Here is a 25,638-nt window from a genome sequence, read left to right as displayed (position 1 = left end):
ATTTGTTTCTTAATGTTTCAATTCGTTTTTTATGTTTCAAATTTTTCCGGCATCAGTGTTTCATTTTGTTGCGTTCCCTGTTTTCCCTGCCTGTTTCAGGGTGCAAAAAGGGAGAGGATGCGGCTCCGGTTCCCATATGTCCCGTTCCGGTCCTCTCCCGTGTTGATTGGTTTTCTAATGCTTCAGCCGTGTTTCAGCCGTGTTTACTGGATTCCGTTGGCAGCCATGAAGTCCTTTTCATAGGCTGTCACATATTCCGTTGCGCCGGCAGCATCCATATAGTTGCCAATCAGTTTGTTCTTTTCCAAATAATCATTCTTCCATGTATCGGTCTCAGCAACCTTGCCCAACTGTTCACTCCAGTAAGCGGCCGCCGCATCGCTCATGGCTGCAGGGGCTGCCACGCCGCGCCATACAGGGACTTCCACATTTTCATAGTCTCCAATTTCGCTCAGTGTGGGGGCGTCTGCCAGGTTGCCGGTGTAGCGTTCCGTGGACAGGGCCAGCACAGGAATCAGGGAACCGGCTGTCACATACTCAGAAGCAGCCGCAGGCTTGGAGATAACAAATTCCACATGGCCTCCCAGGGCTGCGGTGATGGCGTCACCGGTGGAGTCATAGGTGATATAGGACATCACGTCCTTGCTGATTCCGATTTCCTCCAGCATTGCATCATAGGTGGCGATATCATCTCCCTTGGAGCCGCCGATGACGATCTTTGTACCATTTTTGGCAGCCTCGATTGCCTCCTTGAAATCAGCATACTTGGTCTGCTCCCCCTTGAAAATAAGCTGTTTGTCAACTGCCATAATGGCCAGGATACGGAAATTGGACGAGCGGTTCTTTGTATTCTGGACCATGGGCATTAAATCGCCGCTGTTAAAGGTGAGAAGGGTATAGTCAGCCTTGCTCCCCTTGGTGGTAGCCACCTCGTTTCTGCCGATCTCACCGCTTCCGTCCGTCTTATTGGTAACAATGATAGGCTGTCCGTTGACCAGGTTTTCCTTGGTCATGATATCGGATATCATTCTTGTGTAGATGTCGCTGCCGCCGCCGGGACTGGATGTAACGGTCCAGTTAATGGTTTCCTTTGGTGTGAATGTGCCGTCGCTGCTGACGGCCTTGCTTGTACATCCGGTTACTGCTGATACCATCATAAGTGCTGCCATTGCCATTACAATACTTCTTTTCTTCATTATTAAATACCTCCTCAAACCATGTTCTTAAATATATGAACAAACCTGCAAGTTACCTTTGTTATGCTACTTTGGGAATATTACGTTTGTTGTACCAGCTGCCGAATCATTACAGCCCTATTTGGATGCCCTTGCCTTTTTAAGGACGGCCTTTACCACAGGTGTGCAGATAAATGCCAGGAAAATCAGCATCAGCACGCAGGTAATGGGTCTTGTAAAGAAAATGCCCAGGCTTCCCCCCGATATGATAAATGCCTTTCGCATATTGGACTCCAGCAGCTTAGCCAGCACAAAGGACAAAAGCATGGGAGCCGTGGGATAGTCGTTCTTGACCAGCAGATATCCCAGTATGCCTGACAGAAACATAATCAGCACGCCATACATGGAATAGCTGGAGCTGTAGGATCCCACCACGCACACAATGGTGATAATGGGAATCATGTACTTTACAGGCACGGACAATATCTGAATCAGGAACGGAATGACGCCGATTGCCACAACCAGCGCAAATATGTTGGAGAGGAACAGGGATGCAATCAGTCCCCATGTAAATTCCGGTTCATTGGTAAACAGAAGCGGTCCCGGATTGAGCCCCCACATCATCAGGCCTCCTAAAAGCACTGCGCCAGTGCCGCTTCCCGGTATGCCCAGGGCCAGAAGCGGCGCAAATGCACCTGCCGCGGCCGCATTGTTTGCAGCTTCGCTGGCCGCAATGCCCTCTATGGCGCCGGTTCCCAGTTCTTCCTCGTTCTTGAATTTCTTCTGGGCCGCGTATCCCATGAAAGCGCCGGTGGTTGCCCCTGCTCCCGGAAGCACGCCCACAAAGGTTCCCATGACGCCGGAGCGCAGGGCAGGCGGAAGCAGACGCTTGAAATCATGCTTTGTCAGGATACTTCCGCGGATGGTAAGCTTCATGTGGGGCTCTGATTTCACCTCATTGCTGCGCTCCATCACCAGTTTAATAACCTGTGAAAATCCCACTGTGCCGATAATGAAAGGCGTAAAGGGAATGCCTCCCAGCAGGTACATACTGCCAAAATCATATCTGGGAGAGCCTGAGAGAGTGTCCATGCCAATGCTTGCCAGCAGAATACCCAGCATGGTTATCACCACGCCCTTGATGGGATTCTCACCCACCAGCCAGCTGATGGACGTCATGGCGATAAGAAGCAGAGCCGTCATCTCGGACGGGCCGAACTTAAGACCGATATCCGCCAGGGCAGGTCCTGTAAAGGTCAGGATGATGATACCGATGGTTCCTCCGATAAAGGAGGCCATATTGGCTGTAAACAGCGCCTGTCCGGGACGCTTCTTTTTGGATGCCATTGGGTAGCCGTCCATGGCCGTGCAGATGGCCGGTGAGTCTCCCGGAATATTTAACAGGATTGCGCTGAAGGCGCCGCCGTACATATTGGAGTAATACAAAGCTCCCAGCATAATGATGGCAGTGGTGGGATTAAACTTGTAGGTCAGCGGAAGCAGCAGGGCCACACCGGCCAGACTTCCGATACCGGGCATTGCCCCCACCACAAGGCCCAGAACCGCTCCCAAAAGGGCGGCTCCCACATTGCTGAAGGTGAACAGCGTGGAGAAGCCATGCATTAACAGTTGTATATTTTCCATTTTGTTTACCCCCTTCTACAAGAATGCTTCAAAAAGCCCCATTGGAAAATGGACCCCCAGCCACATACGGAACACACCGATGGAAATGGCCATACAGACAGCAAGGACAATGAGAGTTTCCTTCCATCCGGTCTTCTCAAACACTTTCAGCCACAGTATCACAAACAAATAGCAGCTGGGCAGCAGACCTATAATAAAGGAACCCGCTATGATTCCAGCTCCCCCTGCTATGACCATCATCTCATCCCGCTCATACCTGGCAGCCTTCTCTTCCTTCAGGGACTGAAAGAAAGAAGCAATACTTGCCAGGAACATGACGATAGCCATGATGGCCGGGAAGAAACCAGGCTGAGGACCGTCCACATCCTCCCAGAACCCCAGCTGTGTAAAACCAACCACTGCAAATACCACTGCAAATACTGCTAACACCAAGGGTACAATCTGCTTTGTACCTATTTTTTTCATGTAAACCCCTCCCTTTTATCAGCAGCCTTTCAGATGGGCCGCCATCTTGGCAGCCATCTTGACCGCATTCTCAAATGCCGAAGTCTTAACAATTCCCTTTCCGGCAATATCGTAAGCCGTGCCATGGGCGCATGTGACGATTGGCGCCGGAAGTCCTCCCGCAATGGTGATGCCCTGGTCAAATCCCTTCAGCTTAAGGGCGATCTGGCCCTGGTCGTGATACATGGTCACCACTCCGTCAAAATCCCCGTTAAAGGCCTTGATGAACAGAATGTCGGATGGGAACGGTCCGTTGGCGTCAATCCCCATCTCCCTTGCCTTTTCAATGGCCGGCGCGATTACATCAATCTCTTCCCTGCCGCACTTTCCGCCCTCGCCGCAGTGAGGATTCAGGGCTGCCAGGGCAAGCCTGGGCTTCTCAATACCGGAATTCTTAAGGGAAACATTGGCCAGTCTTATGGCTCTCATGATGGTATCCACGGTCAGGCTGTCGCTGACCTTGCTAATGGGAATATGGCTGGTTGTCCTTGTGGTCCACAGATCTCCCAGCACATTGATTTCCCCAAACGGCTCCGTGTGTCCAAAGAGATGGGCCATGTAATGGTGCTCGCTCTCAAAAGGACACCCGGCCTGAATCATTGCCTGCTTATTTAACGGGGCAAAGCAGAATCCGTCAATCCTGCCGGCCTGGTAAAGCTCAATGGCTGTTTTCAGCATGTTCAGGCAGGCGCGTCCGCTTTCAATGCTGATGTTGGCAAACGGAACCTGCTCAGGGTCCACATCCCTTTGATCCAGGACAGGCATTCCCTTGGTCCAGTCTGCTTCCTCCACCTTGTCAATGACCTGCACCGGGATTTCCAGACCGCATATCCTGGCACCTCTCTCAAACACCCTGACGTCCCCTATTACCACGGGACGGCAGTATTCATCGTAAAATCTGGAAGCTGCCAGCTTGACAATAATTTCCGGCCCCACGCCGGCTGCATCTCCTAATAAGATTCCTAAAATCGGTTTACCGCTCATAAAAAAATCATCCTTCCTTCTATTTTGGTTTTTATTTCTGCTCTTGACTTATGCCTGTATTAAAAGCAAAAAGCATGCCAAACTTTTCAGGAAGAACGATTTTTTCTGTTTTGCCTCCGGGAACCCTTTATTTACGTTATGCATTTTGCATATATCACCATCATTTATCCCCCAATGTATTCATACTTTTCACGGCATAAATGTTTCATCATCCTTATTACGTTTTATTTTTGTTTCATAATGTATTTTTGTTTCATAATGTTTCCCCGTTTCAGCGCAACCCCTGTGCCCGGTGTTTCTTGTCAGCCGTCTAACCCTCAATGCCGTATTTTTTCATTTTTCTCCACAGAGTACTCTTATCAATTCCCAGATATGCGGCTGTCCTGCCCCTGTGATAACCGCACAGCTCCAGGGCGTCCTTCACGGCCTGCCTCTGGGCTTCCTCCAGACGGGGCCCGCGGCCCGCGGCCTCCGCCGGTACATGACTGCCGGACGCCGGAAAATCCGCGCTGCCGGAACCGCTGTCTGCATGCCGGCTTTCTGCATACCGACTTTCTGCATACCGACTTTCTGCATACCGGCTTTCTGCATGCCGGCTCTCTGCATACTGGCTGTCTGCATACTGGCTGTCTGCCCCCTCCCCGTGCTCCCATTCTCCCGGAAGGGCCTGGAGTACGTCCTCTGCCCCTGCCCTTGTTTTCTCGCAGAGAATACAGATACGCTCACAGAAATTGCGCATTTCCCTCACATTCCCCGGCCAGTTGTAACGCATCAGAAGTTCCCTGCCCTCCTGGGTTATTGCCTCCAGCCTGCTCCCTGTGCGCTCATGTTCAAACCGCACCATCCGGTCCGCCAGATAAAGGATGTCCTGCTTCCGTTTTCTGAGGGGCGGAAGATTGAGTTCAAGCACATCCAGACGATACAGCAGATCCTCCCTGAAATTCCCCCGGGATACCTCCTTCTTTAAATCCCTGTTGGTGGCGCAGATAACGCGGACATCAATGGGAATCACGGTGTCATTGCCCAGCCGGATGATTTCCCTTTCCTGTATGACCCTCAGGAGGCGGCTCTGCAGCTTTGGTGATATATCGCCTATCTCATCCAAAAAAATGGTCCCCTTGTGGGCAATCTCAAAAAATCCCATTTTCCCGCCCCTGGACGCTCCGGTAAAGGCCCCTTCCACATAGCCAAAGAGCTCGCTCTCCAGCAGGTTCTCCGGCAATGCCGCGCAGTTAATCGCCACGAAAGGCCCCTTCCTTCTGCGGCTGGAGTTGTGAATGCTCTGGGCAAACAGCTCCTTTCCCGTTCCCGTCTCCCCATGAATCAGTATATTGGAATCCGAATAGCTGAATTTCACGGCCTGGCTGATAACCGCCTCCATGCAGCTGTCCCTGTAAAGTATGTGGGAAAAGTCGTACCTGGCCGTAAAGCCGTCCGAATGCATACGCTTGCGCAGTTTGCCCTCCTCTGCCTGTATCTGTTCCGTTCCCTGGAAGGTGAGCACGCAGCCGAACTCCTCCGAGTCACCGGCCACAGGCACACAATTGACCAGCACCTGTTTTCCTCCGAACCTGCACACCTCCGACAGGATCTTTTGTTTGTCCCTGATCACACTGTCAAAATCAATATCCGGAAAGAAGTCCTTTATATGCTCTCCTGCCAGCGAAGTCTTTCTGTCCTTCATATACGTATGGCAGCATGTATTGGCCAGGGTTATGATTCCCTTCCTGTTGACGGAAATAATCCCCTGGAAGGAGTAGTTCATGATATTTGCTATCTCATCCCTTTTCTGCCTCTCATACCGGGTGAGATGGGCCACCGCTATGGCCTCTGAAATGGCATGGTTTACCGCCTCGATTCCTGAATGAATCATGGCAGCCGGCATACCCAGACGCTCCGCGATCTGGACCGTGGAATATCCCCCCACAATGGCCTGGTTCCCGTCCTTCATAGCCTGGTGCACCGCCATCTCCAGCTTGGTCTCATCGTCCTCCGCATAGCAGCCCAGCCCCAGGTTCGGATACAGGTGGCACATCTGCTCCGCCCCATACACCATATTGAAGGCGCCCACCACGGCAATCCTTTCAATATTCCCCTTCTGCATACATTCATTGACTGCCTTCATCACATCGTATCCCGTGGATTTAAGCTCTGCACACGGAATGTTTTTGCGCTTTAAGGTATGGGCCGTAAAGCCCCTGGCTATAACCACGTCCGCCTCCACCTGTTCCAGTCTGTTATTGTAGAAATCCTGGACAACCTCATACTGAATGGCTTCCGATTCAGGCCGTTCCCGGAACACCTGCTCAATGACAGGAAGAATGTCCGGATATGGTGCAAAAAATACAATTTTAATCACACTCTTCCACCTCCCATTGTCCATATTATCCTATGTATTGTATTTTTGCAATCATTAAATTGCATTTTATTGCTAAATAGCAATCTTTATGCAATTTTATATATTCCAACTTTTTATTTGTTTTTCCTTTTTTTATTGTGCAAATAGCACATATTTTCTCATGCAACTTTAGCTGTTTTAAATAAAATTTGAATCTGTTTCACCCTCAAATAGTTTTTTGGCACGACAATTGCTTTTTTAATCAGTCAGCAGCATTGCAATGGCATGTAAAATCAACCAGCGGCTGACGCATCTCACATGGCCGGTGAGCATGGAAGCCCACGTAAAGGAGAAGAGATTTATGAGGATATTAGCGACAATGAAGCGTTTTCCGGCAGGAGTGATGGTGATTCCCCTGCTCCTTGGATGTGCAATGAATACCTTTTTCCCCAACGCCCTCACCATCGGAGGTTTTACCTCAGGCCTGTTCAAGAACGGGGTCCCCACCCTGATTGGCCTGTTTCTGTTCTGCAGCGGCGCCACCATTGATGTAAAGATGGCCGGCAGCACGGTATGGAAAGGCGTTGTCCTCACCGCCCTTAAGTTCTTTATCGGTTTCGGCCTGGGGCTTCTGCTCAATGCACTGTTCGGCGAAGCAGGGTTCCTGGGACTGGCGCCCCTGGCTGTCATCGGAGCCGTAACCAATTCCAACGGCGTCATCTATGCCACCCTGGCAGGCGAATTTGGTGATGAAACAGATGTGGGAGCCACCTCTATCCTTGCCCTCAATGACGGGCCCTTTTTTACCATGATTGCATTGGGCGCCTCCGGCATGGGCAACTTCCCCATAACAGATATCATTGCCAGCATCATCCCCATGGTTATCGGGTTCATCATCGGCAATCTGGACCATGAGTGGAGAAAAATTCTGGCCACCGGCATGATTCTTCTCCCGCCCTTTAACGGCTTTGCCCTGGGTGCCGGCATGAACTTCAACAATATCCTGAGAGCGGGTATTTCCGGTATTGTGCTGGGCCTTCTTACCGTGCTGGCCACCGGACTTCTTACCTTTTTCCTCTACAGCGCCCTCCGCAGAAAGGCGGATCCCATGGGCGCTGCCATCGGAACCACGGCCGGGGTGGCCACCACCACGCCCACTGCCGTAGCCATGGCCGATCCTTCCTTCCAGCCTCAGGTGGAAACAGCCACTGCCCAGACAGCTGCCGCCGTGGTAATCACAGCCGTGCTTTGCCCGCTGCTGGTATCCTGGCTGTCCAAGGTATCCCGCAAATGGAATGAAGCTCACGGCATAGCGGCAGACATTCCTGTCCCTGAACAGGAGGGCTGCGAAACCCAGCCAGCGGCAACTGCTGATTTAGACTAAGCCGGACAAATGATATTGACAGACGGAGGAAACAGACAGACATGAAGCGAACCATATTAAATGCAGGAATGATTTTGTGCGGGGAACAGCTTACTCCTTTGGAGAACGGCTCCCTTATCATCGAAGACGGGATAATCCGGGAAATCCTGCCCCGGAAAGCCAGGGAGGCCTTGTACTTGGAAGATGCAAAAGAAATCAGCCTTCCGCACATGACCCTGATGCCGGGCATGATAGAGTGCCACAACCACCTGTGCATTGATGCAGCCCTTCCGGAACATCTGGAGCTGCTGGCCTGGAGCAACGAATGCCAGCTGACCCTGCTGGCATTAAAGGGACTTAAGGAAGACCTGATGAGCGGTGTAACCACAGCCCGGTGCATGGGGGATAAATTCTATATAGACGTGACCCTGAAGAAACTGATTGAGGACAAAAAAGTGGACGGCCCCCGTCTCCTGGCCGCAGGCATCGGCATGAAGGGAAGCCACGGAGCAGGCCACATCGGAATGCCCCACTGCGGAGCCGGAGAAATCCGCCATACCTGCCGCGAGAACCTGAAAAAAGGCGCAGACCTGCTGAAACTCTTCATAACCCCTGGTGTTCCGGATCCCGCCAGCACCTTTGTGCCCAGCTTCCTCAGCCTGGAAGAAATCTCCGCTGCGGTCAGCGAAGGCGCTCGCCTGGGCATCCCCACTGCTGCCCACTGTATTGGCGGCCAGGGCCTGAAAGACTGCATTGACGGCGGGGTGGATGTGATTGAGCACATGTATATGGCTTCGGAACAGGACGTGGAGCGTCTGGCCGCTTCCCGCTGTGTGGTGGATCTGACCTCCGGCATTTTCTTAGACCCCAGCCGGGAGGAATTCCTCTCGCCCGCCAATGCCCTGAAGGTTAGGCTGAACCGCAGCCGGGTCCGCGAAAATGTGGCCCGCATCATCAAGGCCCGTCTCCCCTTTGTCCTGGGAACAGATGCTTATCACGGCTTTCTGTACCGGGAGGTGGGATATGCCGTGGAGCTGGGAGCCGACCCCGTAACCGCCATCCAGGGCGTCACCTCCCGCGCGGCCAGGGTCTGCCGCCTGGAAGACAGAATCGGAAAGCTGGAAAACGGTATGGAAGCAGATATCATTGCCGTGGAGGGAAACCCGCTGGAGGATGTGTCCCGTCTTTCACAGGTAGGACTGGTGATGAAGGGCGGAGTGGTGTATAGACAGCCTTAGAGACGGCCCGGATATACAGAATGTATTGACTGCAGTTTTAGATGTACAGTATTGAATGTGCAGTACTGAATGTACAATATTGAATGCACCGTATTGGATACACAATTTCAAAAGCGCAGTTTCAAGTGATACTTTGCTGTCACAAAAACTGCGCTTTCCGTCATAATACACTTCACTATAAGACGGGATGAAAAAGGGCCGCCGCCCGGATATACGGCTCAGGGAGTCCCCTTATAGCGCTTCAGATACTCTCCGGCCGTGTCCCGGCTCAGAGAGAACATCCGCACCAGTTTATCCAATATCTGTCCTTCTGTTTTCCCTTCCTTCCGCCTTAGCATCCTGAAGCTGATACATCCGTTCTTCCCATTCCTGCATATATCTCACTCCAATCTCTTCACTGGCTTTAACCTGGCTGACCCGCCGGTGCAGTTCCTTAATCCTCGGACTGCTGCTTCCGGCCGCCTCTGTTTCAGAGGTGTGTTCTATGTAATGAAGCAGCTCTATCAGCTCCCCGCTTACTCCCTCCGGCACAGTTCCATGGTCCCGCGGTCCTCCATAACACATGCAAATAAAAAACGGTCCAGCAGGGTCAGCTCTGCCAGCGGCTTCATGACAGGCCCGCCAGGGTCATTCATTTTCTTCATCCAATTCTCCTTTTATTATACAAAAGCTTTGCCTCCGTTGCAAGAATATACACGAATCACCTATCCTGAATCACATATCCATAGAACCACCGCCTGACATTTTAAAAACATTCAACCACACAACCCAGGGATACAGGGGAGAAACTCCCTTACGAATATCTCGGACAGAACGCCCGCAAGATTTATATATACATTAATAATATAAAAAAGCTGCCCGAAATGAATCCATATGATAATGAATCCATCCCGGACAGCAGCACAAAGCCATGCCTGCTTCAGCCAATTTCACGCCATTTCCACTTTTCTTCCCGGCCTATTTCCGGCCCAGGCTCATTCCGGCCTTCAGCATCCTGAATGTACGGTCCGCGGCACTGATATACAGCTCTTCAGCCCGCTTAAGGGCCTCCTCGATATCCATGGCGCCATTTATCGTGGTTATAATACTGTCAATGCCGTAATCAAATATCGTCTCAGCCTTGTCGCCCATACCTCCCACAATCGCTGCCACCGGGATGCCTCTCTCCCTGCAGCGCTTTCCGATTCCGCTGGGCACCTTTCCAAAAGCAGACTGCCAGTCCATTCTTCCCTCTCCGGTAATTACCAGGTCCACCCCCTCCAGGAGGCTGTCAAAATGAACCAAATCCAGCACCGTGTCAATACCTGATTTAAGATTGGCCTTCAGGAACACGCAGAATGCCGCCCCTAATCCACCGGCAGCTCCTGCTCCGGGAATCTTATCCACATCCACGCCCAGCTTTTCCTTCAACAAGGCCGCATAACGAATCATTCCGCCCTCTAACACGTCCAGAATTTCCGGTGTGCCGCCCTTCTGCTTTCCAAATGTATAGGTCGCTCCATCCGGTCCTGTAAGGGGATTGGTCACATCGCACATGACAGTGAACCGGGACTGTGACACCGCAGGGTGAATCCGGCTCACGTCAATATCAGCCACCCTGGTTAAATCCCGGCCTCTGCCCTCCAGCTCATTTCCCTGGTCATCCAGGAATCTTACACCCAGAGCACGCATGGCCCCCATACCTCCGTCATTGGTAGCGCTGCCTCCAATGGCTATTGAAATCTTCCGGTATCCCCGGTCCAGGGCATCCTTTATCAATTCTCCTGTGCCATAGGTGGTGGTGTTCAGAGGATTGCGCCTGTCCGCCGGCACCATGGGAAGCCCGGAAGCAGCTGCCATCTCAATGATGGCGGAGTCCCCTTCAAATTCCCCGTAAAAAGACTGTGCCTCCTCCATCAGAGGTCCATGGACCGTCAGTCTGCGGTATGTGCCGTTCAGCGCCGAAATCACCGCGTCAATGGTTCCCTCCCCGCCGTCAGCCACAGGCACGCCAGCTGTCTCACAGCCAGGAAATGTCTGCTCCGCAGCCGCCTCCAGAAGCTGTGTGATGCGCTCTGACGACAGGGTCCCCTTAAATGAATCTGATGCAAATAAAAATTTCATGGTTCCGCCTCCCAAATGTGATTGAATTTCTTAAGTCTATTGTACTGTTTCCAGGCCCCTGCGTCAATGTTCCACAAAACACATATTCCGCATATTATTTATTCCTCAGCACAACAAACTTCACGGCCGGACGCGGCCCGTTCTGCTGCCCGCACATCCGCCTAATCCTGCATCATTTCCTTCACATCCCGGAAAAACACCATAGCCATGTAAAACACTGCCGACTGGCTCAGTACACGCACGTCATATCCCGTCAGCTCCTCCAGCTTCCTGAGCTTATAGGTCAATGTATTTTTATGGATGTGCATGGCATCCGAGGCAGCCTTCAGAGAACCTTCCGCACTGAAATATGCCTCCAGCAATCCCATCCACTGACAAAGCTCCTCATAACCGCAGTTCTTAAAGACCTTGCGCAGGTACTCCGCCTTCACGCTTTCAGCCACATCCTCCGTAAACAGCTCCAGGGTAACGCTGTCATACGTCATGACGTCCCGTTTAGACATGCTGGCAGAGCGCCATGCCTTGTTGGCCTGTCCATATGCCACATGGATGTCCCTGGCCCTGCCGCCGATTCCCATGACCAGCCCTATGCCGAATTTCTTTTTCACGCAGGAGCGGATGCGTCCGGCCAGCTGTTCCATATGGCGGTCGGACGCACCCTGAACCAGAAAAATCTGCCGGCCGGCATTACGAAACACCAGACATCCCGCTCCTGCTAAAGAAGCAGCTTCCCCTTCTGCCTGTTCCAGCAGTTTCTGGCCCGAAGCAGTGGATGCATATTCCTGGAAGTTCCTGACGCCGGACACCATGACCCTTCTGGGAACCGAAATGTCGATTCCCAGCGCAAAGCCTCTCTCCTCCAGTATTCTGGGCTGAAGGAGTCCGCTTCCAAGGACCCAGTCCTCCAGAAACCGATTCAGCACCCGCTGTCCCATACGGCGTTCATCCTGTTCCGCATTTTCGCGAATCAGTATTTCCACCATCTTCTTCACAATCTGGCCATAGCCAGCCACATCTTCATACCGTCCCGTAATACCGATTACGCCGGCAATACTTCCAGCCTGGTACACAGGCAGGTTCAGCCCCGGGCGTGAGGTAAGCGTCGCTTCCTCATCCCTCACATACAGCTCATCCAGATGCTCCCTGATGATTTTCCTGGCCCCCTCATGCAGCGTACCGATACGCTCCGGGTCCGTACTGGCTATGACATAGCCTTCCGGGTCCATCATATTGATATGCTGGCCCACAATGGCCCCCACTTCCTCCACAATGGCCTGGGCTCCCTGCCGCGAAAGCCTCAGCGCCTGACCTGTCAGTTCCATCCATTCCACCTGCCTCTATTCAGCGTGCGCCTCTATCCTGCCTGCGCCGCAGCCGGCTATATGCCAAAAGGGGGCTAAGGCGCCGGGGACACCCCCAGAGCCGCAGCTCCCCCATATTCATTCCTGTTCCCTCTTGCTTCTGTTTATTACATTTTCCCGGATTTACTGATAAATGGGGTATCTCTCACAGAGCTTTGTCACCTCGCTCCTGATATAATCCGCTTTATTCTCAAAATCCGTGGCAGCCAGCCAAATGCACCGGGCAATCTTGGGCATGTCCTCTTCCTTAAGGCCCCTGGTGGTAATGGCCGGTGTCCCGATGCGCACGCCTGAAGTGACAAAGGGGCTTCTGGGGTCATTGGGAACCGTGTTCTTGTTCAGGGTGATATAAACCTCATCACAGCGGTTCTGCAGTTCCTTGCCCGACACCTCCATGCCGCGCAGGTCAACCAGCATCAGATGGTTGTCCGTGCCGTCCGTAAGGAGCTTGAATCCCTCATCTTTAAGGGCCTGGGCAAGAGCCTTTGCATTGGCTGCCACCTGGTGCTGGTATGCCTTGAATTCAGGCTTTAATGCCTCTGCGAAGCACACTGCCTTTCCCGCAATCACATGCTCCAGCGGACCGCCCTGGGTTCCCGGGAAAATGGCCTTGTTGAAATTAAATTTCTCAGCCGCCTCCTTATTTGCCAGAATCATACCGCCCCTTGGGCCTCTCAATGTCTTGTGGGTGGTGGTGGTCACCACATCTGCATAAGGAATGGGACTGGGGTGTTCGCCCGCTGCCACCAGGCCGGCGATATGGGCCATATCAACCATGAGATAAGCGCCAACTTCGTCAGCGATTTCACGAAACCGCTTGAAATCAATGGTCCGGGCATAGGCGCTGGCCCCTGCTATGATAAGCTTTGGCCTGGCTTCCTTTGCAATCCGCTCCAGCTCATCGTAGTCGATGAACCCCTGGTCATTGACTCCATAAGGTACGATATTAAAGTAAAGACCGGAAAAATTCACAGGACTTCCGTGGGTCAGGTGGCCGCCATGGTCCAGGTTCATGCCCATGACCGTGTCCCCTGCTTTCAGCATGGCAACAAACACCGCCATATTGGCCTGGGCTCCTGAATGAGGCTGCACATTGGCATAATCACAGCCAAACAGCTTCTTAGCCCGCTCAATGGCAAGTGTTTCCACCACATCCACGCACTGGCATCCTCCGTAATAACGTTTTCCCGAATATCCTTCCGCATACTTATTGGTGAGAACTGTCCCCATAGCCATCATGACAGGCTCAGACACGATATTCTCTGATGCGATTAGTTCCAGGTTGCGTCTCTGGCGCGCGCATTCCGCCTGAATGGCCTCGCCCACTTCCTTGTCATATCCGGTAATAAAATCCATTACTTCATTAACCATTATCTTACCTCTTCCTTTCGCAATGACAGCCTTTTTCTGCTGATTATAACCTATATAATAGTAAATTGCAAGACATATGGCAGAGCTGCTTTCTCTTTATCTGTTAATTTTTTATCACTGTTTTTCTTAAGAATTTCATAATAATTGTAGTACTTTCTTTAAACTTTAGACACAATTCGGACACAATTATAGGATATTATCAAACTCGTTCCATAAAAATTTGTGTTTAGAAAGTCTCACTGGGAGGCTTTCAGAGGAGGAAAACTATTATGAAGAAGACAATCGCAAAATCCATGACAGCTATTATGGCAGCAGCTATGATCGCAGGAAGCCTGACCGCTTGCGGCGGCAGCGACAACAAGACCGAGTCCACTACTGCCGTAGAGACCACAGTAGAGGCTTCTGAGTCTGTTGAGGAGACCACTGCTGAGGCTGCTGACGCTGAGGAGACCACCGAGGCTGCTGATGCTGAGGAGTCCACCGAGGCTGCTGACACTGAGGAGTCCACTGAGGCTGCTGACGCTGAGGAATCTACCGAGGCTGCTGACGCTGAGGAGTCTACCGAGGCTTCCAAGGAAGAGGCTGCCAGCGAGGCTAATGCTGAGGTTGCAGAGGAGACAACTGAGGCTGCTCAGAACTAATCTTCTTTGCCAAAAAGGGTGCTGTCCGCTGCGGCAGCACCCTCTTTTTATTCCGGAGCAATGAAGCTTCTGTAAAAACTTTCTAACGAAACTTCCGACTTCCGATTTCTAATGAAACTTCCAATTCTTTACCACAATCTGCAGATTCCTGTTTCCGTTATACTCATTTATACCCGGATAGTAGATAATATCCATAACACGGCAATCACCCTTTTCCTCCATGAACAAATCCCCATCCGTAAAAATCACGCCGTCCATGGCTGTTCCCCTGTCATTTACAAGGCTTATGCGCACCACATTCCGATTACGCCCCATGACTCTGGCGCTGCGTACAAACAGTCCCTTCTGGGCAAACTGGGGCTTTTCATTTCCCTGTCCATATGGTTCCAGCAGCTCCAATTCCTCTATGAACGGCTCTGTTATGTATTCAAAGGGCATGGCCACATCGATCCACACCTTGGGTATGAAATCTTCTTCGGTCAGCCGCTCCCGTGCATTTTCATTGAGACGGCGCCGGAATTCGTCCACATCCTTTTCCTCCAGAGAAAATCCGGCCGCCATGGGATGGCCCCCAAACTTCAGCAGAAGGTCCTGCACCTCCACCAGGGACTGGAACATATGATATGCCTCTATGGAACGTCCCGACCCCTTGACGCAGCCCTCAGCCCGTGTAAGCACATAGGAGGGCTTATTGTACCGCTCCCTGAGCCGTCCTGCCACAATGCCGGCCAGGGATTCGTGGCAGTCCGGCAGAAACACCACCAGCACCTTATCCTCCCGGTACAGCTCATCCACCATGGCTGCCGCCTGTTCAATCCCCTCCTGGGTCATGTCCTTGCGCTGGTCATTGAGAGCCTTTAATTCCTCTGCCATCCTGTCCGCCTCACCCTCATCCTCACACAGAAGGAGCCCAAGGGCTATTTTGGCTGTCTGGAGCCGTCCGCTGGCATTGAGGCAAGGCCCAATAACAAAGCCGATATGATAGGCTGTGATGGTTCCGGCCTGAAGATTATTTTTCTCTATCAGTTTCCGAAGTCCCAGATTAGACGTATGTCCCAGTCTGGAAAGCCCTTCCTTTACAAGGATGCGGTTCTCTCCCTGAAGCTTCATCACATCCCCCACCGTTGCAATGGCTGCGATTTCCAGCAGGCTGAGCCATTCCTCCCGTGGAACCCTATGGACCTCATAGAGCACCTGCACCAGCTTATAGGCCACCATGCCTCCGCATATATCGGGAAACGGATACAGGCTGTCCCTGCGCTTGGGATTGACCACAGCGTCCGCAGGCGGCAGTATCTCCCTGCCCTCCGGCGTCTCCCCGGCCTCAGTCAGTATGTCGTGATGGTCCGTCACGACCACGGTCATGCCCAGCTCCTTCGCCCTTGCTATCTGGCTGATAGCGGCAATACCATTGTCGCAGGTAAGGATGGTGTCAATGCCGTCCTCTGCCGCTGCCTCTATAATCAACTCATTGATGCCATATCCGTCCTTAATACGGTCCGGAATCTCATAATCCACCTCAGCGCCAATCCTCTTTAACGCACGGTAGAGCAGATACGTGGAGCACACACCGTCTATATCGTAGTCCCCCACAATCCGTATACGCCTGCCTTCAGCCGCCTTCTCTCCCAGTATCTCCACTGCCCGGTCCATGTCCGGCAGCAGGTGGGGATCGTGAAGCTGCTCCACAGAGCCGTAGAGATACCGTCCTATATCCTCCATATCCTCCAGACCGCGGTTGCGTATGATTCTGGCCGTAACCGGGCTGATATGGTATTGTTCCGCAATTCTATCAAAATCTGCCTTCTTGGCGTATAACATCCATCTTGCTTCTGTCATTCTTTTGTCCTGTCCTTGTCTTGTCCTGTCCTTGTCTATTCTTCCTGGTCCCCCATGACCGAGGAGTAAATGATACCGGCCGCCATCCCCGCAAATGCCGGAACAATCCACCCCAATCCCGCCCCGTATCCAGGCAGGAACGTAGTTGCCTGTGTGAGGAAGGGAATCACGAATTTACTCTGTTCCAGAGCATATACCACACTGACCGCGCCTGTAAACAGGATAGCAGCGGGATACATGGCCGGCCACCTCTTTGTCAGCGGCCCTAAAAACGCCAGTACAATCAGCACAATGGCGATTGGATAAATGGCGTTCAGAACCGGCACTGACACGGCCAGTATCTTATTAAGGCCTGCGCTGGATATAATCAGGCTGATCAGGGCAAACAAAAACACCCAGACTCTGTAGCCGATTACAGGTATGATAGAATTGAAATACTGGCTGCAGCAGCTGAGAAGCCCAACACATGTATTAAAGCAGGCAATCAGGAAAATAAGCCCCAGTATCATCATACCGGCATTTCCAAATAGGTTTCCCGCAACGTAGGTGAGTATCCTTGCCCCATTGTCCATGCCGCGGGCCGCAGCTCCCGCAGGCGCACCGATGTGGGCCAGGGCCGCATAAATAAGGGCCAGCAAAATGCCTGCTATAATTCCCGCCTTGATGGTTTCCCTGACGATCGCACCCTCCTGCTCCACTCCCTTGGCCCGAATATTGATAGCAATGATAATTCCAAAATTCAGGGCCGCAATGGTATCCATGGTCTGATATCCTTCCAGGAAACCTGCCACAGCCGGGCCTGACTTATAGACAGACCCCGGATCTCCGTAATGCCCCATGGGCCACACCAGGCATCCAATAAAAATAACGCTGATAAGCACCAGCAAGGTGGGACACAGTATCTTTCCCAGTCTGTCCGTCAGCTTCTCCGGCCTGAATGCCACTGCCATGGCAGCCGTAAAAAACACCACCGAATACCCGAACTGCGCCATGGTCTGGACCGTAAAGCCAGTCCCACTAACTGTACTGTTCAGGGAAACGCCCATCTGCTCAAGAACCGGGAACACCGTCATCTCAAAGGAAGTGCTGGAGGTCCTGGGAATGGCCAGGCACGGGCCTATGGAGAGATAGATAAGAAGGGTAAACAGAAATGCAAAGGCAGGGTGCACCCTGCCTGCCAGCTTGCTGATGCCGCCTGAGAGGGCAACCGCAGCTACTCCCAGAACCGGAAGTCCCACCGCGCTGAGCAGAAAACCTGACATAGCCTTCCAGGTCATCACCCCTGCCTGAGCGCCAAGAAAAGGCGGGAAAATCAAGTTTCCCGCACCAAAAAACATGGAAAATAAAGTGAATCCAACAAGCAGAAGATTCTGCTTCGACAATTTCTGCTTCATATTTTTATCCCCGCTTAATACAAAATAAGAGATAAGAATCAAACTTTCCCCGCTCTTTCTTACCTCTGCTCGTAACATAATACCACAAATTACGACATCTTTCAAGAAGGTTACATATTTGTTGCAGCTATGCGGTCAGCACTGCGCGGTCAGCCATTCCAACTGTTTTCTTTCAATTGCCTTCTCTCTCCTTCCAATTAATTTTAATTATTTTTTTAAAAACCATTGACATTTCCATCCAGACAAGCTATAATAGCTCTTGCGCTGTTAGAGATACAAATCAGACAGCAGCATGCGTCAGTAGCTCAGCTGGATAGAGCATACGGCTACGGACCGTAGTGTCGGGAGTTCGAATCTTCTCTGGCGCATGTAGAAAACCTCGCAGGTGTAAGCCTTGCGGGGTTTTTTGTTATTCATAGAATTCCGTCAAAAGGTCATTTATGTACAATCTGCGGACTGCTTTCTTCTATTAAATTAATAGACAGGCTTGTTCAGATGTAGTATGACAGCCTAAACGAAAAAACAACTTGTCACATTCAATAAGAATCAAGAATACTATGTATTAAGGTGACTGTAGCAAAAGCTGAGCCTGAATAATTATAACGGAGGTTATTTGATCAATATGTATAAAGGTAATTTCGAAAATAATTTTAATTTTGAAAATAAGGATAATAACGATACGTTCGAACATAGAAATAATCTGGAAAATATAGAATGCCAGGAACCGCCCAGATACTGCTGCGAAGAAAAAAAGTGTGTGTTAAGGCCAAACCGCACTTTTATGAAATGCAGCGTACCTGTTACAACCAACATTCCTATGACCACAGCTTCAGGTACCACATTCAACCTGGCAAATTTAAACATTGATACGAGTAAATTCCACAAACCATGCATCAAATTCGAATTTACAAGTAATATCTTAACCGCAGCCGGGTCTCTTACCTTTAATTTCCAGATTAATAAACAGTGTAAATATCAGCCAACCTCTTTCCCAATTGGCCCCGTATGGACCTTTTCCAGGCTGGCTTCGTCTGTCGGAGAAAATGATACGTTTAACTTCTCGGTATGTGACTGCGATATCTGCGATGATGAGTGCTGCAACTTCAGCGTAGTGGTAACCATTGAAAGCCTTGAAACCCAGGGCGGCATCACAGTCAACAACGCTACCTTGTCGGCAATTGTTGTAGATAATCCTTTCTGCTGATTTTTTACAGTCAATGTGGGCCAAGCATAAAACGACGGTCTGTTTTTGGAACGTTTCAATTACATACCGTCGTTCTATCCAGCCCATCTTTTGCAGTCACTGGTCCAACTCCCCATTACTGATTGTCCTCCATCACCTCTCTCACTTTTTCCAGCATCACCGGCGTCAGCTTAAGAATCCGCTGCTTTTTAGACACCTTCCCCACGGCCTCCTCAAAGCTCATGCCATTACCAGCCGTCATCGCATCCTTCACCAGGATATAGTAAAGCATAACCGCCTTTTTATCTTCCTTTGGAAGCTTTTCCTTAAGCTGCTGCTCCACAGCCGCCTTCTGGGCTGTGCCTCCCGGAAAAATACGGTGCAGATATTCCCGCTCCTCCTGCTCCCGCTCCTCCTTGCTCTTAATCTCAAATCCGAATATATTCATATTCCCCTCCTGCTCCGGCACCAATAGCTAAATATAGTACAAGTATAAAATCCAGAGGGAAGTACGTCAAGAAGTTTCTCAGTGTTATCTGTCACCTATTATCCGTTACTTGTCATCCGCTGCCTGTCATCCGCTGCCTGTCATCCGCTGTCCGTCATCCACCCCGTCCCGCTTCCATATCATCAAACACGGCCTTATCCACTGCGCCGTCCTGAAATGCCACCACAGTGGTGCACACTGCGTCCCCGGTGATATTGACAGCCGTCCTGCTCATATCCAATATACGGTCAATTCCCATAATCAGGGCTATGGCCTCCACAGGCAGGCCCACTGAGGCAAATACCATGGAAAGGGTAATCAGCCCCACCCCCGGCACACCGGCTGTTCCCACGGAAGCCAGGGTGGCAGTCAGTATCACGGTCAGATAATCTGCTACGGACAGGTGGATTCCAAATGCCTGGGACGCGAACACCACCGCCACGCCCTGCATAATGGCTGTGCCGTCCATGTTGATCGTGGCCCCCAGGGGTATGGTAAAGGAAGAAATGCGCCGGGACACCCCCATCTTCCTGTGCAGGGTATCAATGGACATGGGAATGGTGGCATTGGAGGTTGCGGTGGAAAATGCAAAGCCCATCACAGGCAGGAATTTTTTCAGGAACCTGACAGGGCTCAGCCCTGTAAAACCCTTAAGTATGGCCATGTAGACCACCAGCCCCTGTATGGCCAGCGCGGTCATAACTCCAGCCATATACTTAAGAAGGGGCAGGAACGCGTCAAAACCAATGCCGGAAAATGTTCTGGCTGTCAGGCAGAACACGCCGTAAGGAGCCAGCTTCATGACCATAACCGTCATCTGCATCATCACATCATTAAACTGGCTGAATAAATTACCCACGGTCTGAACCGCTTCCCCCAGGCCGGCCAGAATGATTCCCACAATCAGCGCAAAGAGAATGATGGACAGCATATCCCCGTCTGCCAGCGCCCTCACCGGATTCACCGGAATGATGGCCAGAAGCGTGTCTGCCAGTCCCTCCTTCTCACCGATTTCAACCTGGGCTGTCTCTAAGGAAGAAAGGTCCAGTCCTGCCCCCGGGTTAATGACATGGGCAGTCAGTATGGCTGCGGTGATGGCCAGTGCAGTGGTTGCCAGATAAAAGCCCAGCGTCTTTATGCCTATTTTCCCAAGTTTTTTTGTATCCCCCATGGACATACTGCCGCACACCAGGGAACAGAATACCAAAGGTACCACTAACATCTGCATCAGCCGCAGAAATCCATTTCCAATCAGATAAAATAAACCGTCTATCAGCAGTTTATCCCGGATATCTCCCTCAGGAACAGCATAATGAAGAAGGATGCCCGCAGCGGCCCCCAGCGCAAGCCCGATAAAGATAGCGGTGGTAAGCCCCGGCCGTTTCCTATTTTCCATAGCCGATACCGTCCTTTCCCTCAGCCCGCCTGCGGCTTCCTGCCCGCCGCTCCTTCATGTATTCCTCCAGCATCACCTTCCAATGGGGCAGGAGACGCATATTAGATATGCGCAGCATCATATTGTCCAGCACGCTGTAGGAAGGCCTCATGGAGCTTAAGGTGTCCTCAGAGGCGTTCACAGGTTCCACCGGGACCTGATAGCCCGCCAGCCTGACAGCCTCCTTTGCCAGCTCATACCGGCTGCAGCAGCCCTGTCCCGTTACATGGTACAATCCGTCCTCACCGTGCTCCATCAGCTCTATGATCTTGGCGGCCAGTCCGTCAGCCCCTGTGGGAGATGCCATCTGGTCCGAGGCAGCCCTGATGGTCTTGCCCTGGCCCGCCATCTCCAGAATACGCTCCAGGTAAGGGCTGCCGTCCCCGAATATCCAGGAACTGCGCACAATAATATGGCGGTTGCAGAACTCCCTTACAAAATTTTCTCCTGCCATCTTGGACTTGCCGTACACAGTCCTAGGTGAGACCGGGTCAAATTCCGTGTAAGGAACCAGGCTCCTGCCGTCAAACACATCGTCTGTTGACATCTGGACCAGCCTGGACTTACCCATTCTGGCGGCAACGCTCAGATTCCTGGCCCCCAGGGCATTTACCCGGTATGCCTCCTCCGGACAGTCCTCGCAGGCAGCCGCATCAGTCAGCCCGGCGCAGTTTACAATATAATGGGGCCGGTTGATATGGGCATATTCCATCACAGCCTCCGAATCCGTGATATCCACCGAATCCGCATCCGTCAAAAGCAGCTCCACCGGCCTGGACGCCAGAATATCTGTCATCTTCCTGCCAACCCGTCCTCCAGCCCCGCATATCCATATTTTCAGCATCCTGCTCCATCCTTCCATATATAAATGAATTGCTCTTCTCTTTCCATAAATACATCAGGTAGTATCTGCAATTGCACGTTCTTCATACACCTCCAAAACAGAAGGCAGGAATGAAACACAGAAATGAAACACAGAAAGGGAATCCTGCACAGGAGAATTTTCCTTACAAACAAAAAAGCCCGGACAGTAAACGCCCGGACCTCTTCGCAGCCCAAATCAAAAAACCATATAAAAGGCCGGTATGGGCGGCCAATATCAAAATAACTTCTTAAGCACTGTCTTTTTCATCTCCATACGTACCGTGCGTTTTGGATCCACCACCTGGCAGAACTGGAGATTGCCCATGGCGGAGAGAAGCATACCGGCATCCTCCAGGCTCATGCCCAGTTCCCTCATGAGAATATCCGTCATGGCCTTAACCGCCGTATATACGGCAGTCTCCACGTTCTCATGGGACGCAATGGTATAGCAGGCTTCGCCGTCCTCCAGCATGGGGTTATCTATGGAAATGCCCTTTAAAACCTCCAGGGTCACGGTTACCTCTGCCGGAATCTCCAGCCCGGTCACCATGATTTCCCCATCCCCCATGCAGGCGTGGACATCTCCCATGGCCAGAAGAGCTCCCTCATGGAACACCGGCAGGTACAGGGTGGCGCCGGCCTTTATTTTGGTGTTGTCCATGTTTCCTCCATGGCTCCCCGGCTCCCCGCAGGGAATCTCCCCTTTCTCTGGAGCCACGCCAATCACTCCAATCATGGGAGCACATGGTATGCCGATGTCCTGGTTAAACCAGGCCACGCCGTCCCTGACGGGAATCCGCTTCACCGTTCCCCGGGATACGCAGTCCCCCAGGACCCCGTTGTCAGGTATGGCGGCCATGGTGCCCCAGGATGCCACCCGGATATCTTCAATCTTTACCTTCAGCACATCCCCGGGCATGGCGCCTTCCACATAGACCGGCCCGGTGGCAGGATTGATGCAGTCCCAGTTCAGGCTGTCCAGGACGTCTCCCTCCTCTGTGAACTGATTGTCAAAGCAATCCTTTGTGACAAAGGTGAGTGTCTCATAGCTGCCCGCCCTGCATACCGGAACAGCTGAGGAGGACATGGCGAATATGGTTTTTCCCTCAACCCGCTTCCCCTCTGTCCTTCTTGTCTCTGCCTGCTTAACCTCCATCTGACCCTCTCCTCTCATTATGTGTCTCAAATTCCCCTTCAATCTCCTCCAGTATCCTGGCATAGCGGCAGAAATCCTGTTCCAGCCGCTCCCGGTTTCTGGGTTGTTTCTTATAGCATACCCGGTGTTCCATGCTGGCCCAGAAATCCATGGCCATGGTCCGAAGCTGCACCTCCACCGGAAAATATTCCATGGTGTCCAGAAAATACACCGGTATACCCAGCACAATGTGATAGCTCCTGTATCCGTTGGGCTTGGCATTGCGGATATAATCCTTTTCCTTGATTATCACCAGGTCCGACTGTTTTTTCAGCGCCGCTGTCAGATTATAGATATCCTCCACAAAGTAACAAATAATCCGCAGCCCCGCTATGTCCTGCAGATGGTTCCTTGCATTGGTCACTCCCGCCGTAAATCCCAGCCGGACCAGTTTTGATTCCATGCTCTTCTTTTCCTTTATTCGGCCCTGGATATTATGGATGGGACCGGCGTCAGACCTGTCCCCGTAAAGACTATGGTTGAGGATTTCCAGCCGGGTACTAAGTACCCGGCTGGCATCCTCGTAGGGCTTTATCAATTCATAATACTGCTCATTTGTCATCACACGGACCCCCGCATTCTGTCTCAGTCAGACTGCCGCTTTGGGCAGCTTCCACTTCTATCCAGCATACCGATAAATTGTGAGCATTCTGTGATGGTTTTCTATAGAAATTATAAACTCCCTGCTTTTCTCTCCAAGGCCCTGCCGCACAGATCCGAAAACAGATGATTCATGGCCGGGGCTGACTCCAGAAGACTTTCGGGATGCCACTGTACGCCTACAATCATCCCCTCCTGGTCCTCGATGGCCTCTATGATCCCGTCATTTGCATATGCCGAGGCCCTGAGCCCCTTTCCCAGCTCCTTCACCGACTGGTGGTGCATGGAATTGGTCATGCAGACGCCGCTGCCTAAAAGTTTTGACAGCCTGGTTCCCTCCTCCACCCGTATCTGGTGGGTAAGGTAATCCCGCCTTCCAAGCTGCAGGTGCCTGATGCAGTCAGGCCCCTTAAGGGAAAGGTCCTGATACAGGGAACCACCCATGAGCACGTTGAGCAGCTGGTTTCCTTTGCAGATGCCCAGCATGGGCTTTTTGTGCTCCAGGGCATAACGGCCCGCCCTCATCAGGGCTTCGTCAATTTCAGGCTTGTATACCTGGATAGCGGGATGCGGGTCCTCCCCATAGTAGGAAGGAGTCATATCCTCCCCGCCGGGGAACAGGATTCCGTCGCAGATTCCCATGATTTCCTCTGTCTGCTCCATAACGGCAGATGCCGGTAAAATCACAGGGATACCCCCGTTTTTCATGACCGCATCCACATAATAGCTGTTCTGATATGCCCTTTCCATGCTGTCAAACATGCCTGGCTGGGTCATATATGTATTTCCCATAATGCCGATAACCGGACGTTCCATTTTCTCCACCTCCCTACAGTATATCCTGGCGCAGGATATGGCGGATGCGTTCTCCATCCAGCCCCTTGATTACCTGGGCTGCCAGCTCCGTAGCCGCCTCCAGGTCATCCTTTGCACAGAAATTATAATGGGAATGCACGTATCTGGAAGGCACGCCCAGCACAAGGACCGGAACCGCCTTTCCAATAAGGCTGATCCTGCCCGCATTGGTGCTGCCTCCCCGCCTTACCGCCTCCTGGTAGCGGATACCGAATTTGCCGGCCAGCTCCATGGCGTATTCCATGAACACCGGATTGGATATATAGCTCTTGTCCATGCGGCGGATCTGAACGCCGTTTTTCATTCTTCCCTGGGCCTGGGTGGCGGAAAAGAAGAAGTCATCCGAAGGGGAACCCTCAAACAGGATAGCCAGGTCCGGCTTCACCACCTGGGTGGTTACGGTGGCCCCTCTCATTCCCACTTCCTCCTGGGCCGCAAAAGCGCCCACCACATCCACGGCCAGCTCATTCCTGCTGTCATATACCTTATCCATGGTATCCACGATGCAGGCGCAGCCGGCCCTGTTGTCAAATGCCTTGCCGAAGCAGAGCCCGTGTTCCTCATCATAGGAAAAGGACACCTCCGGGACCATGGGATCTCCAATGGATACGCCAAAGTCCTCCTCCACTTCCCTGCGGTTTGTGGCGCCGATGTCCACATACAGTTTTTCAATGCAAAGCTCCAGGGAAGCCCTCTCCTTATCATTCATGAAATGCACGGGCTTTGACATGATGATGCCCCTGATTTTCCTGCCGGCCCTTGTTTTTATGATGACCGTGTGGGCGGGTAGGTTGGTCAGGTGAAAGCCCCCCAGCATAAGGATTCCCAGGCAGCCGTTGTCATGGATGCACTGCACCATAAAACCGCACTCGTCCAGATGGGCGTCCAGCTGCACCACCGGTTTATCCCCGGCCCTGCCCGGCATACGCACATACAGGTTGTTCATGGCGTCATTTTCCACCTGGTACTTACCGCAGTAACCCGCCACGGTGCGCACCACCTCTTCCTCAAACCCGCTGGGGCCAAATGCATCTGATATCTTTCCAAACATCTCTATATCCATT

The 25,638-nt window shown here is 51.9% G+C and carries 23 protein-coding genes and 1 tRNA gene; 5 read left to right on the top strand and 19 right to left on the bottom strand.

All coding sequences use genetic code 11. From position 1 onward, the window contains the following. Window positions 1–203 precede the first annotated feature (203 nt). From CGC65_RS05320 to CGC65_RS05300, 5 genes are all read right to left on the bottom strand, one after another. Entirely contained in the window at window positions 204–1,196 is a 993-nt protein-coding gene (locus CGC65_RS05320; protein WP_002567962.1) for a Bug family tripartite tricarboxylate transporter substrate binding protein, read from the bottom strand. Between the two features lie 117 nt (window positions 1,197–1,313). Beyond that, on the bottom strand, window positions 1,314–2,819 hold the full coding sequence (locus tag CGC65_RS05315; protein ID WP_002567963.1) for a tripartite tricarboxylate transporter permease: 1,506 nt from the start codon (window positions 2,817–2,819) through the stop codon (window positions 1,314–1,316). Window positions 2,820–2,834: 15 nt separating this feature from the next. Beyond that, window positions 2,835–3,284, bottom strand: a complete 450-nt coding sequence (locus CGC65_RS05310; RefSeq protein WP_002567964.1) for a tripartite tricarboxylate transporter TctB family protein — start codon at window positions 3,282–3,284, stop codon at window positions 2,835–2,837. Window positions 3,285–3,302: 18 nt separating this feature from the next. Then, the gene (locus CGC65_RS05305; protein WP_002567965.1) at window positions 3,303–4,307 is read right to left on the bottom strand and encodes a PdxA family dehydrogenase; all 1,005 of its coding nucleotides are present in this window, start codon (window positions 4,305–4,307) and stop codon (window positions 3,303–3,305) included. Window positions 4,308–4,617: 310 nt separating this feature from the next. Next, window positions 4,618–6,690 (bottom strand): sigma 54-interacting transcriptional regulator, encoded by a 2,073-nt coding sequence (locus tag CGC65_RS05300; RefSeq protein WP_002567966.1) that lies wholly within the window; start codon window positions 6,688–6,690, stop codon window positions 4,618–4,620. A gap of 316 nt (window positions 6,691–7,006) precedes the next feature. Between CGC65_RS05300 and CGC65_RS05295 the strand changes: the two genes are divergently transcribed. Beyond that, complete coding sequence (locus tag CGC65_RS05295) at window positions 7,007–8,029, top strand: 2-keto-3-deoxygluconate permease (RefSeq protein ID WP_002567967.1); 1,023 nt, start codon at window positions 7,007–7,009, stop codon at window positions 8,027–8,029. Window positions 8,030–8,070: 41 nt separating this feature from the next. Then, a complete protein-coding gene (locus CGC65_RS05290; protein ID WP_002567968.1) occupies window positions 8,071–9,246 on the top strand; it encodes an amidohydrolase family protein in 1,176 nt (391 codons plus the stop codon). A gap of 291 nt (window positions 9,247–9,537) precedes the next feature. Here the strand turns inward: CGC65_RS05290 and CGC65_RS31525 are convergent, their stop codons facing one another. The 5 genes from CGC65_RS31525 to glyA form a co-directional block, all read right to left on the bottom strand. Then, window positions 9,538–9,777: a hypothetical protein gene (locus CGC65_RS31525; protein WP_002567969.1), complete on the bottom strand. Its 240-nt coding sequence runs from the start codon at window positions 9,775–9,777 to the stop codon at window positions 9,538–9,540. Next, complete coding sequence (locus CGC65_RS32030) at window positions 9,762–9,890, bottom strand: hypothetical protein (protein ID WP_002567970.1); 129 nt, start codon at window positions 9,888–9,890, stop codon at window positions 9,762–9,764. The genes CGC65_RS31525 and CGC65_RS32030 overlap by 16 nt, the downstream gene beginning before the upstream one ends. 313 nt (window positions 9,891–10,203) lie before the next feature. Next, window positions 10,204–11,349, bottom strand: coding sequence for a glycerate kinase family protein (locus CGC65_RS05280; RefSeq protein ID WP_002567971.1), 1,146 nt, complete (start codon window positions 11,347–11,349; stop codon window positions 10,204–10,206). A 161-nt stretch (window positions 11,350–11,510) separates the two neighbouring features. Continuing rightward, window positions 11,511–12,671, bottom strand: a complete 1,161-nt coding sequence (locus CGC65_RS05275; protein WP_002567972.1) for a CdaR family transcriptional regulator — start codon at window positions 12,669–12,671, stop codon at window positions 11,511–11,513. Between the two features lie 162 nt (window positions 12,672–12,833). Then, entirely contained in the window at window positions 12,834–14,081 is a 1,248-nt protein-coding gene (gene glyA, locus CGC65_RS05270; RefSeq protein WP_002567973.1) for a serine hydroxymethyltransferase, read from the bottom strand. A gap of 269 nt (window positions 14,082–14,350) precedes the next feature. On the opposite strand from glyA, the gene CGC65_RS05265 reads away from it, so the two are divergent. Further along, entirely contained in the window at window positions 14,351–14,722 is a 372-nt protein-coding gene (locus CGC65_RS05265; protein ID WP_002567974.1) for a hypothetical protein, read from the top strand. A 108-nt stretch (window positions 14,723–14,830) separates the two neighbouring features. On the opposite strand, the gene recJ is transcribed toward CGC65_RS05265, so the two are convergent. Both recJ and brnQ read right to left on the bottom strand, forming a co-directional pair. Further along, window positions 14,831–16,561, bottom strand: a complete 1,731-nt coding sequence (recJ, locus tag CGC65_RS05260) for a single-stranded-DNA-specific exonuclease RecJ (RefSeq protein WP_002567975.1) — start codon at window positions 16,559–16,561, stop codon at window positions 14,831–14,833. Window positions 16,562–16,596: 35 nt separating this feature from the next. Continuing rightward, window positions 16,597–17,955 carry a branched-chain amino acid transport system II carrier protein gene (gene brnQ / locus CGC65_RS05255; protein ID WP_002567976.1) on the bottom strand — a complete coding sequence of 453 codons (1,359 nt, stop codon included), beginning with the start codon at window positions 17,953–17,955 and terminating at the stop codon, window positions 16,597–16,599. 294 nt (window positions 17,956–18,249) lie between these two features. Here brnQ and CGC65_RS05250 point away from each other — a divergent pair. Further along, window positions 18,250–18,323 (top strand) — tRNA-Arg (locus CGC65_RS05250). A gap of 254 nt (window positions 18,324–18,577) precedes the next feature. Further along, entirely contained in the window at window positions 18,578–19,159 is a 582-nt protein-coding gene (locus CGC65_RS05245; protein WP_002567977.1) for a DUF4489 domain-containing protein, read from the top strand. Between the two features lie 115 nt (window positions 19,160–19,274). On the opposite strand, the gene CGC65_RS05240 is transcribed toward CGC65_RS05245, so the two are convergent. From CGC65_RS05240 to CGC65_RS05210, 7 genes are all read right to left on the bottom strand, one after another. Beyond that, complete coding sequence (locus CGC65_RS05240; protein WP_002567978.1) at window positions 19,275–19,586, bottom strand: hypothetical protein; 312 nt, start codon at window positions 19,584–19,586, stop codon at window positions 19,275–19,277. A 154-nt stretch (window positions 19,587–19,740) separates the two neighbouring features. Further along, on the bottom strand, window positions 19,741–21,021 hold the full coding sequence (locus tag CGC65_RS05235) for a dicarboxylate/amino acid:cation symporter (protein WP_002567979.1): 1,281 nt from the start codon (window positions 21,019–21,021) through the stop codon (window positions 19,741–19,743). Next, window positions 21,011–21,904: a dTDP-4-dehydrorhamnose reductase gene (gene rfbD / locus CGC65_RS05230; protein ID WP_002567980.1), complete on the bottom strand. Its 894-nt coding sequence runs from the start codon at window positions 21,902–21,904 to the stop codon at window positions 21,011–21,013. The genes CGC65_RS05235 and rfbD overlap by 11 nt, the downstream gene beginning before the upstream one ends. Before the next feature lie 255 nt (window positions 21,905–22,159). Next, window positions 22,160–23,080 carry an acetamidase/formamidase family protein gene (locus CGC65_RS05225; RefSeq protein WP_002567981.1) on the bottom strand — a complete coding sequence of 307 codons (921 nt, stop codon included), beginning with the start codon at window positions 23,078–23,080 and terminating at the stop codon, window positions 22,160–22,162. Beyond that, entirely contained in the window at window positions 23,070–23,681 is a 612-nt protein-coding gene (locus CGC65_RS05220) for a GTP pyrophosphokinase (protein WP_002567982.1), read from the bottom strand. The genes CGC65_RS05225 and CGC65_RS05220 overlap by 11 nt, the downstream gene beginning before the upstream one ends. 110 nt (window positions 23,682–23,791) lie before the next feature. After that, a complete protein-coding gene (locus tag CGC65_RS05215) occupies window positions 23,792–24,535 on the bottom strand; it encodes a gamma-glutamyl-gamma-aminobutyrate hydrolase family protein (protein ID WP_002567983.1) in 744 nt (247 codons plus the stop codon). Between the two features lie 13 nt (window positions 24,536–24,548). Further along, window positions 24,549–25,637, bottom strand: coding sequence for a M42 family metallopeptidase (locus CGC65_RS05210; protein WP_002567984.1), 1,089 nt, complete (start codon window positions 25,635–25,637; stop codon window positions 24,549–24,551). Between the last annotated feature and the right edge of the window lies 1 nt (window position 25,638).

Source organism: Enterocloster bolteae (assembly GCF_002234575.2).
In the GTDB taxonomy this organism is placed as follows: Bacteria; Bacillota; Clostridia; order Lachnospirales; family Lachnospiraceae; genus Enterocloster; species Enterocloster bolteae.
This window is presented reverse-complemented; position numbering and strand designations above follow the sequence as displayed.